The organism is Enhygromyxa salina (genome assembly GCF_002994635.1).
In the GTDB taxonomy this organism is placed as follows: domain Bacteria; phylum Myxococcota_A; class Polyangia; order Nannocystales; family Nannocystaceae; genus Plesiocystis; species Plesiocystis salina_B.
In genome coordinates this window covers 215,752-231,910 of record NZ_PVNL01000041.1, presented here as the reverse complement: position 1 = coordinate 231,910, position 16,159 = coordinate 215,752, and the positions used below count along the sequence as shown (strand labels likewise).

Sequence of the window (16,159 nt, the reverse complement as noted above, 5' to 3'; positions counted from 1 at the left end):
GACGATGTAGGCCGCCGCGCCTGCGCCCGCCGACCCAGCGCCACCAGCTGCCCCGCTCGAGCCCACGACCCCCTCCGCGCGTCTGCTCGCCGCGCTCTACGAGCAGCTGCAGTGGGCGCGAGCGCGCCACGGGGCGGTGCTCGATCAACTTCGCCTCGCCCACCTCGAGCTGCGCGACACGGGCGACGACACCATCGCCAAGATCCGGATGTCCGACATCGCGGTCAACACCGGGCACCCGCTGGTCGCGCGGCTGTTGGCCTCGACCTCCGACGCGCTCGACCCGATCGATCTCACCTTCGTGGTCGCCGCGATCTACACGCTGATTAACCACTACGCCGAAGAGGTCACCGACGATGACGAGCGAGTGTTTGTCGCGCAACTGGCGGAGACCCTGGCCCTGTCGCAGCGAGCGAACCCGACCGTGTGAACAACCTACGTGTGGGCTGACTTCTGGCGCGATCGCTGCTTCATTCCGTTGCCAGCGGGTGATACCGTTCGAACATGGCTTTGCGTCCAGATCACCCGTTCGCGGCGGCGCTCGAGCGTACGGCCCGTGCGCCGTTCTTGCTCGGGCTCACGCTGCTGCTCGGCAGCTGTGGCCCGATCATCGTCGAGTCCGCTTCGGCCGGCACCGAGGCCGAGACCGACGCCGGGTGTGTCGACGGGGCCGACGGCTGCCCGTGCGACGCCGGCAGCTGCGACGCTGGCCTGGCCTGCGTCGACGGCGTGTGCACGAGCGGCGAGGGGACCTGCGGCGACGGGATCAACGACGCCGACGAGGAGTGTGACGACGGCAACACCTCCAACACCGACACCTGCGTCGAGGGCTGCAAGCTCGCGACTTGTGGCGACGGCTTCGTCGGCCCCGGCGAGGGCTGCGACGACGGCAACACCGACGAGACCGACGCCTGCACCAACGCCTGCAAGCTCGCCAGCTGCGGCAACGGCGTGCTCGACGAGGGCGAGGCCTGCGACGACGGCAACCCCAGCAACAACGACGCGTGCCTCGACACCTGCACCGAGGCGATCTGCGGTGACGGCCAGGTCTACGACGGCGTGGAGGAGTGCGACGACGCCAACCCCAACAACACCGACGTGTGCCTCGACACCTGCGAGGTCGCCAAGTGCGGTGACGGGTTCGTGTGGGCCGGCAACGAAGAGTGCGACGACGCCAACGGCGACGACGCCGACGCGTGCCTGAGCTCATGCGACAACGCCACCTGCGGCGACGGCATCGTGTGGGTCGGCGAGGAAGAGTGCGACGACGCCAACGACGTCAACACCGACACCTGCGTCGCCGGTTGCGTGGCCGCGGCGTGCGGCGACGGGTTCCTGGGCCCCGGCGAGGGCTGCGACGACGGCAACCAGGTCAACGACGACGCCTGCACCAACGAGTGCAAGTCCGCCAACTGTGGCGACGGCGTCAACGACCCCAACGAAGAGTGCGACGACGGCAACCAGAACAACAACGACACCTGCACCAACGCGTGCACCGACGCCACCTGCGGCGACGGCTTCACCCAGCCCGGTGAAGAGTGTGACGACGGCGACGGCGACAACGGGGACATGTGCACCAACATGTGCACCACCGCCGTGTGCGGCGACGGGATCTTGTGGGCCGGCAACGAGCAGTGCGACGACGGCAACAACAACAACACCGACGGGTGCATCAACACCTGTAACCATGCAGTCTGCGGCGACGGCTTCACCCGCGCGGGCTGGGAAGAGTGCGACGACGCCAACAACATCAACATCGACGCCTGCACCAACTCCTGCGACCTCGCCGCCTGCGGCGACGGGATCGTCTGGAACGGCATGGAGGAGTGCGACGACAACAACAACATCAACACCGACGCCTGCACCAACATGTGCACCGACGCCGCGTGCGGTGATGGTGTGATCTGGGCCGGCATGGAGCTGTGCGACGACGGCAACCTGCTCAACACCGACGCCTGCGTCGGCGCGTGCGTGCCCGCCGAGTGTGGCGACGGCTACACCAAGGCCAACGACGAGGAGTGCGACGACGGCAACGGCAGCAACACCGACGCCTGCACCAACATGTGCCTGGACGCGTACTGCGGCGATCAGATCGTGTGGGAAGGCGAGGAAGAGTGCGACGACGGCAACCAGGCCAACAATGATGGCTGCCTCAACGACTGCACCGAGCCCATGATGGGCACCACCGGCTGAGCGTGGCTCGGTCTGGCGCCCCGCCGTGGGTGGAGACGGCGGGGCTCGAGGGGGGCAAGAAAAACTCGGGGGATCGTGGAACCGCGCCAGCGTCCGGTGGTCCGGGCGCCCAGGTTCCTCGCCATGCCTCGACTGCTCTGCTCCGTCCTCACTCTGCTGGCTGCCTGCGCGTTCATGTTGTCGTGCGGCGCCGCCGAGCCGACCCTCGCCGCGACCGCGCAGGACCGACCACCCCCGCCCAACCTGGGCAGCAACGTGGTCACGCACGACCGGGCGGAGCTCACGCCCCGGGTCGACTGGCGAGCGGCGGCGATCGAGCGGGCACCCATGGCGCTGACGGCCGGCGACGGCTCGGGGCTGCGCCTGGTGTCGATCTCCGGATCCGTCGTGATCGCCGATCCCTTCGCGTTCACCGAGCTCCACCTGACCTTTGAGAACCCCGAGGCCCGCCGCCGGGAGGGCCGCTTCGAGTTTGATCTGCCGCCCGGCGCGGCGCTGTCACGGCTGGCGATGAAGATCGGCCAGCGGTGGATGGAGGGCGAGGTCGTCGAGCGCAGCGCCGGCCGCCGGACCTTCGAGACCTACGTGCACGAGCGCCCGCGCGTGGATCCGGCGCTGCTCGAGCAGGCCGGGGCCAATCGCGTGTCGGCCCGCGTGTTTCCGATCCAGCCGCACGAGCGCAAGCAGATCATCGTCTCGTATAGCCAGCCGCTGATCGGCGGCGGCGAGGGCTACCGACTCCCACTGCAGGGCCTGCCGGAGCTCGACGCCCTCGACCTGCGGGTGATCGTCGAGACCGCTGGCGATGCCCGTGACTCGAGCTCGTCGCAGCGGGTGCTCGAGGTCAGCGAGCGAAGCTTCGCGCCCACCCGCGACCTCGTCGTCGCGCTCGACGGAGCTGGTGACGTCGGCGCGCTGCGGGCCGACGAGCTGGTCGCCGTGCGGGTCCGACCGCAGCTCGCCGACGCGGACAGCGTCGACCCGGTCGACAGCCTGACCGTGCTGTTCGACACCAGCGCGTCCACGGCCCACGGCTATGATCGCGAGGTCGATCGGCTGGGCGCGACGCTCGAGGCGCTCGGCGACGTGCCGGTCCGGGTGCTGGCCTTCGATCAGACGACCGCGCTGATCCACGACGGCCCGGCCGCTGCGGCGCTGGGTGAGCCGCTCGCAACCCTGCGGGCGCGACGGGGCTTTGGGGCCTCGGATCTGCACGCCGCCCTGGCTCACCCGGCCCTGCGTTCGGGGGTCCGAGCGGCGGGGAGCCACCGCCTGCTGATCTGGTCCGACGGCCTCGCCACCGCCGGCGAGATCGAAGCTGCGAGCTTGGCCGCCGTCGCGCAGGCGCTCCGCTTCGATCGCGTCGACGCCTACGCGAGCTCGACATCGGCCGACCGCGACCTGCTGGGCACGCTGGCCGCCGCGGGGACTCGGGTCGGGTTCGTGGTCGGGCCGGACCTCGCGGGCGCGAAGCTGGTCGAGACCCTCGCGCGGCCAGGGTTTGACGCGGTCGAGGTCAGGATCGCGGGCGCGGACTGGTCGTACCCGCGCTCGCTCGAGGGCTTCGCGCCCGGTGACGACATCGTCGTCGTCGCAAGCTTCCCCGACGCCGCACCCGAGCAGGTCTACGTCGGGTTCACGGATCCGCGGCTGGCGGATCACGTGGTCCCGACCTCCAATGGCGCGGTGCCGCTGTTGCTGCGTGCGGTCGCGCGGGCACGGGTCGACGAGCTTCAGCGCCAGCTCGAGCGGAGCACGAACCCGGGTGAGGCCGCGCAGCTGCGCGAGCGCCTCGTCGAGCTCGCCGTCGACAACCGGCTGCTGACCCCCCACACCGCGCTGCTCGTGCTCGAGAGCGAGGCGGAGTACCGGCGCTACGGGATCGACCGGGCCGCGCGAACCGATATTTTGACGGTCGGACCAGCTGGCGTCGAGCTCGTGCGCCGCGGCGCCAGCTCGGGTCCAAGCGCTGCGCCAAGCGGCGACGATCCCCCCGTGGACGCGCTGTCCGTCGACGAGGTCGCCGAGCTCAGCCGCGACGCCGGAATCCTCGGTGTGATGGCCCAGACCGACACAGACGCCGACGTGTGGGGAAGCCTCAGCGGCACCGAGATCGGCGAGGCGTTCGGAGCCGGAGGGCTGGGCCTGGTCGGCACCGGCCGTGGCGGCGGCGGCTCCGGTGAGGGCACGATCGGCCTCGGCAACACCGGGTTGATCGGAAAGGGTGGCGGCGGCGGCTCCGGGTCCGGCTACGGTCGTGGATCAGCGGCGGGCTTCGGCGGTCGCGGCATGCGAGTCCCGGCCGTGCGTCAGGCCAAGCCAACCGTCAGCGGCTCGATGGACCGCGACATCATTCGTCGGGTCGTCCGCGCCCACCTCAACGAGGTCCGCCATTGCTACAACGCCGGGCTCACGCGCAACCCGAGCCTCGGCGGGCGCATCGAGATCCAGTTCTCGATCCTCGACACGGGCATGGTTGGCGCCGCGTCGGTCGCGAGCAGCTCGCTGGCCGATCCACAGGTGGGCACCTGCATCGCCAACGCCACGCGACGGTGGCGGTTCCCCCATCCGCAAGGTGGCGGCTCCGTCACCGTCAGGTTCCCGTTCACGCTCGACCCCGGGACCGGCGGGTCGATGTCCTCGTGGCGGTCCACCCCGAGTCGTGGCGCGCGGCGGCGCCCGGGTGATCCGAGCGACGCCAACGGGGCCAAGTGGGCCGGCTCCGCGCAGTCGGGTCGCTACGGGGCGCTGCGCCAGCTGGTCGCACAGGGCCGGTTCGAGCTGGCCCGCGCCGACGCCTGGGAGTGGGCGACCACCGAGCCCGACAACGCCCTGGCCCTGGTCGCCCTCGGCGAGCTGCTCGAGCTCGACGGTCAGCGCGATCTCGCCGCGCGGGTCTATGGCTCGCTGATCGATCTACACCCCGAGCGGGCCGACATGCGTCGCGCCGCCTCGGCCCGGCTCGAGGCCCTCGATGAGTCGGCCCGCGCGCTCGCGATCGACAGCTACACCAAGGCCGTCGAGCAGCGGCCGGACCAGATCAACGGCCACCGTCAGCTCGCGTGGGCGCTGGCCAAGGACCGCCGCTACGAGCAGGCCTTCGAGGTCCTGACCGACGCGATCGACACCCAGATCCCCGCCGGCCGGTTCAACGGCGTCAAGGCGCTGCTGCGCGAGGATCGCGAGCTGGTCGCCGCCGCCTGGCTGGCCGCTGGCTCGACGCCCGCGCTCGCCCTCGAGGCACGGCTTCGCGCCGCCGGGGTCCGGCCGGCGACCAGCGCCTCGCTGCGACTCGTCGCCAACTGGGAGACCGACGCGACCGACGTCGACATCCTCGTCGTGCCCGAGGGTCGCGGCGACGGCCAACGCCACGCCGACGTCCGCACGGGGTTTGGGCCCGAGGCCTGGATCTCACGAGCGGGCCGCTGCCCCGACGCCGTCAACGCTCGGGTGCGCTACTTCAATCGCGGCGCGATGGGCTACGCGCTGGGGACCGTGGCCTCGATCGGCCACGATGGCGCGGGCAACCTGACCTTTCATGAGCGGCCCTTCGTGCTGATGAACGGCGAGGGCTCGGTCGAGCTCGGTCGCTTCGGGGCCTGAGCCCAGCTCCGGGCTATGCACGGCACTGAGCCCCGATGGCTGTGTCGCCGCTCCTCGGAGTATCCGAGCGCGAGCGGACACAATTTTCGCCCCCCGGAATAGCGGGGAGGCGACGCGCGTCGAGGCCCGATGAACGAAAACGCGCAGACTTCGCCGTCGTGGGTTCGCAGCTGGCTGGGGCCTCAGGTGATTGGACGTTGCTTGATCTCCGCGGCGGTCGTCGCCTCGACCACGATCGCCGCGACGGCGTGGTTCAAGGTCAAGTCGCCCCGCGACACGATCCGCGTGACCGGGTCGGCGACCCAGCGGATCGTCTCGGACTTGATCGAGTGGGACTCGACGATCCGCCACACCGCGTCGACCCGCGCCGAGGCGTACCGGGTCGTGCGCAAGGACGTCGACGCGACGGTCGCCTATCTAGAAGACAAGGGCATCGCCGCCGAAGACATTCGCGTGTCCTCGGCCTCGGTCAACGCCTACTTTGATGTCGAGTATGAGCAAGTGGGGAACGAGGCGGTCTCGCACAGTCGGCTCGCGGGGTTTGAGGCTCGGCAGACCGTGACCGTGACCAGTCATCAGGTCGAGCTGGTCGAGCGGGTCTCACGAGAGGTCAGCGCGCTGCTCGACCAGAACATTCCGATCGAATCCTCGGCTCCGCGCTATCACTACACCGGGCTGGAAGATCTGAAGATCGAGATGCTCGCGGCCGCGGCCGACGATGCTCGACTTCGCGCTGATGAGATCCTCGCGGCGGCCGGGGACGCTGAGCGGGGCGACCTGGTGGCTACGCAGATGGGGGTGATCAATATCAACCCCGCGAACTCGACCGCGACGTCTTGGGATGGGCAGAATGATAAGACTTCGCTGCATAAGGACATCATGACGATTGTTCATGTGGTCTATGAGGTCGACTGAGAGCGTTAGCGATCGTTAAATGAGCTAAAGACTTCGCTGTCAACGAGCGCTCCGGTACATGACGGGTCAGAAGCGAAATCGAGCTGATAAGAGTCAGCTAGCGAGCGCCAATGACCCTCTAACAGCGACCTACTCGGTTAGGTTCAGTGCTCGACGGGTACCGTGATCATCCTCGTTGGACCCAGCATTCGTGTATCATCCCCGCGTGACCGTGTCTCGCTATCTCACGCCAACATTCGGTTTGGTCCTCGCAGTCGCCCTGTTCGCACCGCCCTCCGAAGCCGCCCAGCCTGCACCGCGCCAGCAGACGGGGACGACCGCCGTCAAGAGAGCGCCACCGCCTCGCAAAGAGCTCAGCTTGTCGCCGGCGGTCCGCCAGCGTCTGAACCGGGCGACGGACACGCGAAAACCCGTGCGCTACGTCCCACTGAGCAAGAAGGACGTACGCGCGCAAACCTCTACGGAGGAGCGACCGACGCGAGCAAACAAGCAGGGCAAGCTCAAGCGGGTCTCGAGCGCCGAACTCACCGATGAACTCAACGCGCTCGAGCGCAAGCTCGCCAGCCAAGGCCACTCGCTGCGCGACAATCGTACGGTCGTCTATCACGAGCATCGGCCCGACCGCGCCAAGCTCGACAAGCAAGTTCAGCGGGTCCGCGAGTCCGTGCAGACCAAGCCCGCGCGCGCTCCGATGACGCGAGAGCAGCTCCGGACCAAGGTTCGGCGCTCGGTCAAGGCCCCCGCGCGGCGCTCGGTCAGGGCCGGCTCGGCCACCAATGGATTCTGGGCATCGGGCTCCGGTCCCGCCGCGCACACTGACTTCGCGTGGGCGCCAAGCATCGGTGAGACCGAGATCGGCGCCGGCTACGTAGAAGCGCGCGCCAGCTTCTCGGCCAGCCTCGGCGGCGCTGATCCCGGCCTGCACGGCAGCGCTGTCATTCGGGCGGGCGGCAGTGTGCTGAACGAGCGCTTCGAGGTCGTGCGCTTCGACGCAAAAATGGATACGTCTTCAGATGGGACCTACGCGGCGACATTGACCGCGACGCTCGTCGACGGCTTCCAGTACGACATCTACCAGAAAAACGGGAAACAGCCGATCTCCGTGGCCAAGGCCATGCATCTGTTCGACGTCGAGCCCAAGTTCCACACCAAGCTGTTCATCATTGGCTACCCCGTCGACATTGACGTGATCATCACCCCGACGATCAACGTCGACTTCGACGTCCAGCTCGGCGAAGGCTATCTAGTTGGGAGCTTGGCTCCCGAGATTCGCGTTGACGCGAAGCTCGAAGCCTATTTCGACGCGATGCTCATCCAGGCCGGCGCGGGCGGAAGCGCGCTTCTACTTCAGGCCGCGCCCGATTTTCATGGCGCGGCCTTCTTCGGCGACAACAAAGGTCAAGCGACTGCGCAGGCGTATCTAAGCGGACAGCTGAGCGTGCAATTCCTCCAGGGGCGACTCTACGCGTTCATTGATACTGGTTGGGGCCGCTGGACCAAGCGCTTCGAGACGGAGCTGTGGAACTACGCCGGGTGGGCCTACAACTATCCCCTGTTCGAGTGGGACAGCTCGGGCGAGCCTTGAGCCGCGCGCTCGGGCTTGGACTCGCGGTCGCGCTGTCGGCCTGCGGCTCCGAGCCCGCGCCCGTGTCACTGGTCTCCGATGACGCTGCACCTGCGCTGCGGTCGCTCGACTACGATTTTGTCACCTACAGCGCTGGACTGGCCAACTCGACGCAGGCGCTCGCGCTCACGAGTGTTGCGCTCGGACGGATTGGCTTTGTCTCGATCGACGAGCCACCGCTGCTCGTCAGCTCGATCGCAATCGAGCACATGCAGCTGCGCTCGGACGGACACACGCTCTCGAGCCTCGAACCCGACACCTGGACGTTCCTCGCGCGCCGGACTGACGAGGGCGCTGTCGATGCGCTGTGGTTTCCCGCGGACATGCCCTCGGAGAGCCAGAGCTTGGTGCGTTTCTTGGTCGCTCAGCTTCAAGTGACGACGGCGGATGTCGAGCCTGCTGAAGAACAGGCACCGCTCGGGCCGTTGCTCGCCCGCTACTACACACTCTCCCACTTTGTCCTTCGGGCTGTGCTTCGGGTGCGCTGCTCTGTGTCGGGTGTGCACGTGCGAGATGCGACGCTGTTCCTCGCGGACCAGCTCGGCTCGATCGTGGTCGGCTCGGGACAGCTCGTGCTTGCCGAGGTCGGCGAGCGCGACGACATCGCATCCGTGAGCGTCGCAGTCGCTCGACGTCGGTCCGTCGCTGTGCTCCCCGCGTCGGCGCTGCCCCAGCTGCGCGCCGAGATAGAAGCGCTCAGCCTGACGCCGCCGCTGCCCTTGCTCGAGCTGCCGATCAGCGAAGCGGACAAGATCGCAATGCGGCGCGACGCCGAGTCCTGGGCGTCCATACGCGCCCGCCTGCTCGTTGTGGGCGACGTCGTCGATCCCCAGTTGGTCAGCCGCGCCGCGGCTCACCTCATGAACGACGAGGCCCTCGTGTTCGAGCTGCGACAACTCGCGCACGACCCCGCCACGTCGAAATCGGCGGCCGGGGCCATGTCCATCGCGCTGGGCGAGTGCGGCACGCAGGCGTGCCAGGATGCGCTGGTTGTCATGCTCGCGCGTGAGGGGCAGGTGCGGGTAGACGTTCTCGCCGGGATCACCCGCGTGCTCGCGCCCTCGGCGAGCGTCGCTGATCGGCTGATCGAGCTTGGCGAGGACGGCGACGACATGACTCGTGCCGCGCTCGGGATCGTGCTGGCCCGCTTGTTCGTGGTGGATCCCGTCGCAGCCACGACCCGTGTCGAAGGGATTGTCTCTGGGCTCGACCGATGTCCGACTCAGCTCGATCCCTGGTTCGGGACGCTCGGGAATGCAGGGCTGCCAGCAGCCAAGCCGGCTCTGCTGGCGTGTCTCGATGGTGATGACGTACCCGACGCACGCCGGGCCTCCGCGGTGTCGGCCATGCGACGGATCCCCGGGGCGGATGTGACCAAGACACTCGTCCGGGTGGTCGTAGAGGAGCCGGGGTTCGCGGTACGAGGCGCGGGTCTGCGCGCGCTCGCCTCGCGAGATCTTGGTGACGGCGAGCTCGCGCCGTTGGTCGCAGTGCAAACGAGCGACTGGGGAGTGTCAGAGCAGGGATTGTTGCTCGATGTGATCGAGCGGGTTGCCGAGCCTGGGGAAGTGGTGGCGGTGCTGCTCGAGAGGGGCCGGCAGTTTGAGAACGATGAGATCGCAGCTCGGGCGACCCAGCTCGCGGCGATGCTGAGCGAATAGCTCAGCGTCTTGTCGCCTGCGGTGTCCAACGTTCGCCGGGCGCCAAATTTGCCAGCTAACATTCTCAAAAGAGCTTGAGCTTCACGACTCTGTGTTCGTACAATACTCGGGCGTCAAGTATATCTGAGAATCGCCGCCGTTGTGCATGTCTGCGCAGGCTGTGGTCTCTCCCGCGTCGCACTCCCGCGAGACGAGGCATGCATGAAACCCCGATGTCATTTTGGACCTGTCGTTCTATTGGCAGTGCTCACGCTCATGGCCTGTTCCCAAGACGAGGTCATTCCGCCGTTAGGGGAGTCTGGCGGCACCGATGGTGGGGACTCGGGCCCGCCGCTGCCGGGTGGCGACGACTGTGGCGAGAACTGGTACGCGATCGACGGCGCCCCTGTTCCGCAGGAGCTGAATGGACCCGAGGCGTTCGGCGGCTCGTTGGCCAACCATCAAAGTCGGATCGAGTTTACGGGTCCAGCCAGGCAGCCCGACCACGTCGTGCCTACACCGATCAACGCAGCGTTCGGTCAGATGACCTTCGAAGAGTTCGCCGCGAGGTACGCCGAACGCGTCGGCAACTACTGGTTTGTCGAAGGCGACCAGGCCATGACAGACGCCGACCTGCACGCGCTCTACGACAGACTGCACGAGCAGGCGAGCAAAGGCGCCCAACCGCCCGTCCCAACCGCGGCCGCCTACGATGAAGGGGGCTTCGACGCCGCGTGGAGCTCGGGCCGCAAGCTCACGCTCACGTGGTGCGTCGGCTGGGTTCTGCCATCATTGTCCGCCAACGAAGAGCTCCACGCAGAACACGTCGCGCTGCTGATCGAGACGATGGAGTGGGCCACGCGGGCCTGGGAGCGGGCCGGCGACGTCAACTTCGTTCACCTGGCGCAGTATGACAGCCCGGAGGCGCAGGCCTCGGGTCAATGTCAGCCCGGCGAGAATGGCATACACTTTCGTGTGCGCACCGGACCAGAGTGTACGGGGGCTTGCGGGGGTCGGGTCTTCATCGAGGCGCTCCCTCAGTACGAGTTTGAAGATCCGGCCAACATCGACGGGGACGCCGAGATCGTGTTTGGACTGCAGCGCTTCTTCGACAACGAGGACGAGGCCCGCATCAACGCGCTGCACGAGCTGGGCCACGTGCTGGGCTTCACCCACGAGCACCTGCGCTGGCCCGAGGAGCAAGAACCCGAGAGCGGCTGCAACGGCCTCGGTGAGATCCCCTGGCGCGGCCTGACCCCACCCGACAGGAGCTCTGTGATGGCCAACGACTTCTGTGCGGGCGTCAACACAAACGTGCCGTGGCTCTCGGCTTGGGATCGACTGGGCGCGTACTATCAATACACGTGGGGTCGGCGGCGTGCATCGATGATGGGTCTGGTGAGCCAGGTCGATGACTACGCGTACGATGGCCTCGGGCAGACCGGAATCCTGTGGCAGACCAGCCGCAGCGCCCGGATGCAGCGCTGGTCGTCGACCGGGGCGCCAGGGCAGCCGATCCAGTTCGCGGTGGAGGAGCTGTGCGCGGACGGGGGCGCGCCTCCGTGCATGGGGGCGTTCGACAGTGAGGGTAGGGTGCGGCCGAGCCCAGCGCTGCTGAGCGGCGGGGCGTTCGATCTCGACGTACTGTTTCACGGGCCGGGGTCAGTGCTGGCGGACTCGTTGCTGCTCAACGACGGCGCGGGGCTCGACGCGGTGAACCTGGATCTGGACTGGTTCTCGGTGCCGGTCGTCGGCAGCTTTGGGCCTGGGAACGCAGATCAGATCCTGCTGTACCGGCCCGGGGCCGAGGAGGACGCGCTGCTCGTGCTCGAGGACGGCGACGTGGTCACGTACCCGATGAATTTCCCCGGGCACGCGTACCCGCTCGCGGGTCGCTTCCGCGGGTTCGAGGGCGGGCGGAACGACATCGTTTGGTATGATCCACAGAATGATCAAGTCTCGACCTGGCGCTGGACGGGGCTCCCGGACTACGATTTTGCTGCGAATGGCCCTGCGGACACCACTGATTCACTCGGACTCGATGCGGCCGTCGAATACACGCCTATCATCGGTGATTTCAACGGGGACGCCAAGACCGACATACTCTGGTACTCGGCCGGTGACGGCGCGGACATCATGTGGTGGTCGGAGAGTAACAATATTGGCATATTCTTCGCTGCATCCACTACGCAAGTCACTCACGACTATCGCCCGTTCGTCGGTGACTTCGACGGCAACGGTGTCGACGACATTCTCTGGTTTGCTCCTTTCGCGGAGGTGGTTGGGGTGACGTCCAAAATCTGGCACTTCGCCGAGAACCAGACTTACACGTCCCGCGTGTTGTCGACACGGAGGGACTACAGCCCCTACGTGGCGGACTTCGATGATGACGGCTGCTCCGACATTCTATGGTACAAGCCGGACGACTCGGGCCAAGGGAGCCCACTGTGGCGCTGTCTGCCGAACGAGGCCGATTTCGCCTGCGAACCACCGCTCACCACACCAGAGGGGTCCTATCCCGTTGGCTTCGAAGGAGGATACTGATGCGGGGTAAACTCTTGCTCGCGATGAGCCTACTAGTTGCGTGCGGCCCCCCTCGGGCGGACTCCGACTGCGACGGTATGTGCCAACCCGCCGGTCCCGAGTTCCCCGGCGTTGGCGAATGCAAGGAAGGCGTCTGCTCCCCCAGCTTTGCGGAATGCTCCGCGCAGAGCGACATTTCGACCTGCGCGGAGGCGTGCAAGGCGCAAGGGACCACATGCGCCGCCAACGGCTGTGGAGGGTACACGTACCTACTTTACTATGACATCGGACTTTGTGAAGATCATGGCCTGGCCGGTCTCCCATTTGAGCGAGAATGTGACGGTCCGATCGACTGGCAGGTCAACGAGGCGGTCAAGTGCTGCTGTGAGCAGGAGTAGACGATTTTCAGCGCCTGTGAAGTCGCCACCGCAGGTGGCGAGGCGCCCGTGGTCGAGCGCCTCGCACCCAAGTCGAAACCCACGCTAGCGCTCAGCTCCGGGCAGCAACCCGAAGCCTCGCCCCCTCAGGGCATCGGCGCGAAGCGGTCGGCCGCTTCGGCCTGCTTCGCGTGAACCCCCTCGAGGACAACCACGCTCGTCCCCGTATGCGGATTACTCGACTCCATCCGATACGGCAGGCGCATGCCATTCGTGGTGCGGTAGTCCGACAATTTCACGGTCGTCGGAATCCGCAGCCCCCCCGCCGCGATCTCCTGGCCGTGCACTTCGATCACGTCAAAGGTCTTCGCGTCGACGTGGATCCACGTGCTGGGTAGCTGACCGCCGCGCAGCTCGATCACGTGCACGTCCCCGCCCTCGCCCGCCTCGGTGCGCACCAGCGTCTCAGACTCGAAGTGGTCGCGCCAGTCCCCAAACAGGACCCGCGGGTGACTGAGCACAGCTTGGGCCAACAGCACCCCCTGTAGCTGCTGGCTCGGCTCGAACGAAGAGTCGACCCAGCCCTGGATCGTGGCCGGCTCGCCCTCGCCCGCATACAGGACCAGCAACGACTCGCCCACCTGGCCAAACGTGGTCTGCTGGCGCAGCCGCCCGCTGGGGTCGAACCACAGCTGAGCTGTCCCGCTGACCCCCGCGTTGATCAGGTCCACGGTCTGCTCGAAGTGCACCAACCCGGCTTTGCTCAGCGCCCGCTCGCGCTTGTCGGACTTGCGCTTTTTATGCAGCTGCTCGAGCGTGATACCAGGCTTCTTGCCCGCCTCGCGCTTGAAGCTGGTCGGCTTGCCGTCTTGAAACAGGTTCAGACCCACGACCTCGTTGGCGCGCTTGCCCTCACCCATCACGAAGCTCACGAACAGGTCGAAGTTGACGCGAAAGTGATAGTCTCCCTGCGCGTCGGGGAGCTCGAGGTCGAACACCATCTGCCCGGGGATATCCACGGCCAGGCGACCATTGTGGATCAGGACCTCGACCGTCATGCCCTGCTCGGCTCGATAGTGGCCGAGGTAGGGCCCGACCTGGGCGGCGTCGACCTCGGGCGGCAGCACGACACCCTCGCGCAGCAGCTCGAAGTCCATACCCCCTTGATGCAGGCGCAGGGCGATCACGTTCCCGTCGGCGTCCTCGTCAAACGAGATCGCGATCTCGTCGGTCTGCTCGAACACGCGCCAGTCTTCATCGTCGGGCGGGTTGAGGGTGTAGACCGTCTGCCCGGGCACGTCGACCGCGAGACGGCCGTCCTTGATCACGACCTCGAACGGCTCGCCCCCGAACCCCGGCAAGCCCGAGCCCGTGTCGTACTTGCCCAAGAACCGCGAGAAATCCTCACCGCTGCCGGCTTCGACGGGCAGGTAGGCGTCGGTCAACAACGCCTCCCAGACCAGCGCCTGCCCGCTCTCTTGCAGCGGCGTCATGCCCACGTTGGTCAGCAACACCATGCCCAGGCCGTCGTCGGGCAACATCGCGACCGACGCAGCGAAGCCGTCGATGTTGCCGCCGTGCTCGACCAGTCGGTGCCCATGCCACTCGCGCAGCATCCAGCCCATGCCGTAGTCGATGCCGGGCGCGATCTCGATCTGGCTGGACTTGGTCTGCGCGAGCGCGGCTTCGCTGACCAGGCGCCGACCGTTGAATTCGCCGTTGGCGAGCTGAAGCCGCAGCCAGTTGGCCATGTCCACGACCGAAGAATTGATCGATCCGGACGGCGCGATCGCGGTTAGGTTGCGCATGGGCGCCGGCTCGAACGCGGCCAGGTCGTCGCGCCAGGTGTAGCCGAGCGACAGCGCCGGGTCGGCCTGGGCGCTTTCGTAGTCGATGGTCGTGTGGACCATGCCCAGCGGATCGAGCAGCCGAGTCTGCAGCAGCTCGTCCCAGCTCATCCCCGCCACCTGGGCGCTGGCTTCGCCGGCCGCCATATAGGTGACGTTGTTGTAGTGAAACGACTCGCGAAACGGTGCGACGGGCAAGGCCTTGGTCGCGTAGCCGAGCACTTGTGCGCGCGTGATCGTGTTGGCCGCCCACAGCACGCCCATGCGTGCGAAGCCCGAGCGGTGCGCGAGCAGGTCGCGGATCGTGACGACCTCGCCGTCCTTGCTCGTGTCGATCTGCAAGGAGAAGTCCGGGAGGTGCGCCGTGATCGGGTCGTCCCAGCCCATCTTGCCCTCGTCGACCAAGATCCCGACCAGCGCAGACGTGAACGCCTTGGTCGACGAGCCGATCGCGAACACGGTCTCGGGTGTGACGGGGGTGTTGGCGTCGAGGTCGGACACGCCAAAGCCGTGCGCGTAGATCAGCTGGTCATCCTTGACGATTGCGACTGCCATGCCCGGGACGTGGTTCTCGATTCGCGCGGCCTCGAGCCGCTGCTCGAGATAGGCCAGGCGCGCGTCGAGCTCGACTTGCTGCGGATCCACGGCCACAGCGGGCGTCGCAGCCGGGGTCTCGACTGGCGGCTTGGGGGTACATGCAACGATCCAGATCAGACCGGCGGACGCGGCCACGAGTCGAACACGGCGGCGCACGAGCAGCTTGGAAGCAGGCATCGCCGCGGAGTATATGCCGCTTTACCGATACATGCTGGCGGGCGGTGTGCCGAGCAGGCGCTCGACGTGGCCGAGGTGGGTGGCGGCCTCGTGGCGCTGCTCGTCGGACAGAACCTCCTCGGACTCGACGCCGGCCAGCATCGAGGTGATCGGGCCCAGCCCGACGCCGAGCTCAGCCAGCTGCTCGCGGTCCGCGGCAGCAAGAGACTCGTATCCCCGTCGCCAGTCCCACAGCATCCGCACCCCCTCGCCGGGCTCGACCGCGTCGCTGAGCCCAATCCGAGCCAGACGAGTCTCGGTGAAGAAGTTGGCGAGCGAGCCTTGAAGGTGGTCGGGGGAGGCCCGCTCGTCCTCGGCCTCGGCGATCGCAAGTCGGGCGGCCTTGAAGTTGATGTTGATCCGGCGCAGGGCCAGCAGGGTGATCGGCGAGAGCAGCACCGCCACGCTCATGATCGCCAGCCACCCTGCGTGGACCAGCGAGCCCGCCCCCTGCTGCAGCACCCCCAGCGCGATCGACATCACCACCCACACCGTCACGACCACGGCGCTGCGTGCTTTTACCCGACGCCGGAGCTGCCGCTGGGTCGCGTCCCGTGCACGAGCGAGCGCCTTGGGGTGCTTGGTCGCGCGGTCCAGAGCCGTGGACATCGGGCTGTATAACAA

9 protein-coding genes are annotated in these 16,159 nt (G+C 67.3%); 7 read left to right on the top strand and 2 right to left on the bottom strand.

Annotated elements, in window-relative coordinates:
- Positions 1-136 precede the first annotated feature (136 nt).
- From ENSA7_RS09420 to ENSA7_RS09390, 7 genes are all read left to right on the top strand, one after another.
- Positions 137-430 (top strand): hypothetical protein, encoded by a 294-nt coding sequence (locus tag ENSA7_RS09420; protein ID WP_106088884.1) that lies wholly within the window; start codon positions 137-139, stop codon positions 428-430.
- Positions 431-504: 74 nt separating this feature from the next.
- Complete coding sequence (locus ENSA7_RS09415; RefSeq protein ID WP_106088883.1) at positions 505-2,193, top strand: DUF4215 domain-containing protein; 1,689 nt, start codon at positions 505-507, stop codon at positions 2,191-2,193.
- A gap of 123 nt (positions 2,194-2,316) precedes the next feature.
- The gene (locus ENSA7_RS09410; RefSeq protein ID WP_106088882.1) at positions 2,317-5,796 is read left to right on the top strand and encodes an AgmX/PglI C-terminal domain-containing protein; all 3,480 of its coding nucleotides are present in this window, start codon (positions 2,317-2,319) and stop codon (positions 5,794-5,796) included.
- 186 nt (positions 5,797-5,982) lie between these two features.
- Positions 5,983-6,711, top strand: a complete 729-nt coding sequence (locus tag ENSA7_RS09405; protein ID WP_181233541.1) for an SIMPL domain-containing protein — start codon at positions 5,983-5,985, stop codon at positions 6,709-6,711.
- A gap of 412 nt (positions 6,712-7,123) precedes the next feature.
- The gene (locus ENSA7_RS09400; RefSeq protein ID WP_106088880.1) at positions 7,124-8,296 is read left to right on the top strand and encodes a hypothetical protein; all 1,173 of its coding nucleotides are present in this window, start codon (positions 7,124-7,126) and stop codon (positions 8,294-8,296) included.
- Positions 8,293-9,996, top strand: coding sequence for a hypothetical protein (locus tag ENSA7_RS09395; RefSeq protein WP_146157512.1), 1,704 nt, complete (start codon positions 8,293-8,295; stop codon positions 9,994-9,996). Before ENSA7_RS09400 ends, ENSA7_RS09395 begins: the two co-directional genes overlap by 4 nt.
- Before the next feature lie 255 nt (positions 9,997-10,251).
- The gene (locus ENSA7_RS09390) at positions 10,252-12,519 is read left to right on the top strand and encodes an FG-GAP-like repeat-containing protein (protein WP_106088878.1); all 2,268 of its coding nucleotides are present in this window, start codon (positions 10,252-10,254) and stop codon (positions 12,517-12,519) included.
- A 502-nt stretch (positions 12,520-13,021) separates the two neighbouring features.
- Here ENSA7_RS09390 and ENSA7_RS09385 read toward each other — a convergent pair.
- The gene (locus tag ENSA7_RS09385) at positions 13,022-15,496 is read right to left on the bottom strand and encodes a serine hydrolase domain-containing protein (protein WP_106088877.1); all 2,475 of its coding nucleotides are present in this window, start codon (positions 15,494-15,496) and stop codon (positions 13,022-13,024) included.
- A 21-nt stretch (positions 15,497-15,517) separates the two neighbouring features.
- Positions 15,518-16,144, bottom strand: a complete 627-nt coding sequence (locus ENSA7_RS09380) for a hypothetical protein (protein ID WP_146157511.1) — start codon at positions 16,142-16,144, stop codon at positions 15,518-15,520.
- Positions 16,145-16,159 lie beyond the last annotated feature (15 nt).

What these genes read in the sequence shown, in the direction of transcription:
- ENSA7_RS09380 (WP_146157511.1), bottom strand. Translation starts at nt 16,144, where the DNA reads ATGTCCACGGCTCTGGACCGCGCGACCAAGCACCCCAAGGCGCTCGCT.
- ENSA7_RS09390 (WP_106088878.1), top strand. Translation starts at nt 10,252, where the DNA reads ATGGCCTGTTCCCAAGACGAGGTCATTCCGCCGTTAGGGGAGTCTGGC.
- ENSA7_RS09385 (WP_106088877.1), bottom strand. Translation starts at nt 15,496, where the DNA reads ATGCCTGCTTCCAAGCTGCTCGTGCGCCGCCGTGTTCGACTCGTGGCC.
- ENSA7_RS09415 (WP_106088883.1), top strand. Translation starts at nt 505, where the DNA reads ATGGCTTTGCGTCCAGATCACCCGTTCGCGGCGGCGCTCGAGCGTACG.
- ENSA7_RS09410 (WP_106088882.1), top strand. Translation starts at nt 2,317, where the DNA reads ATGCCTCGACTGCTCTGCTCCGTCCTCACTCTGCTGGCTGCCTGCGCG.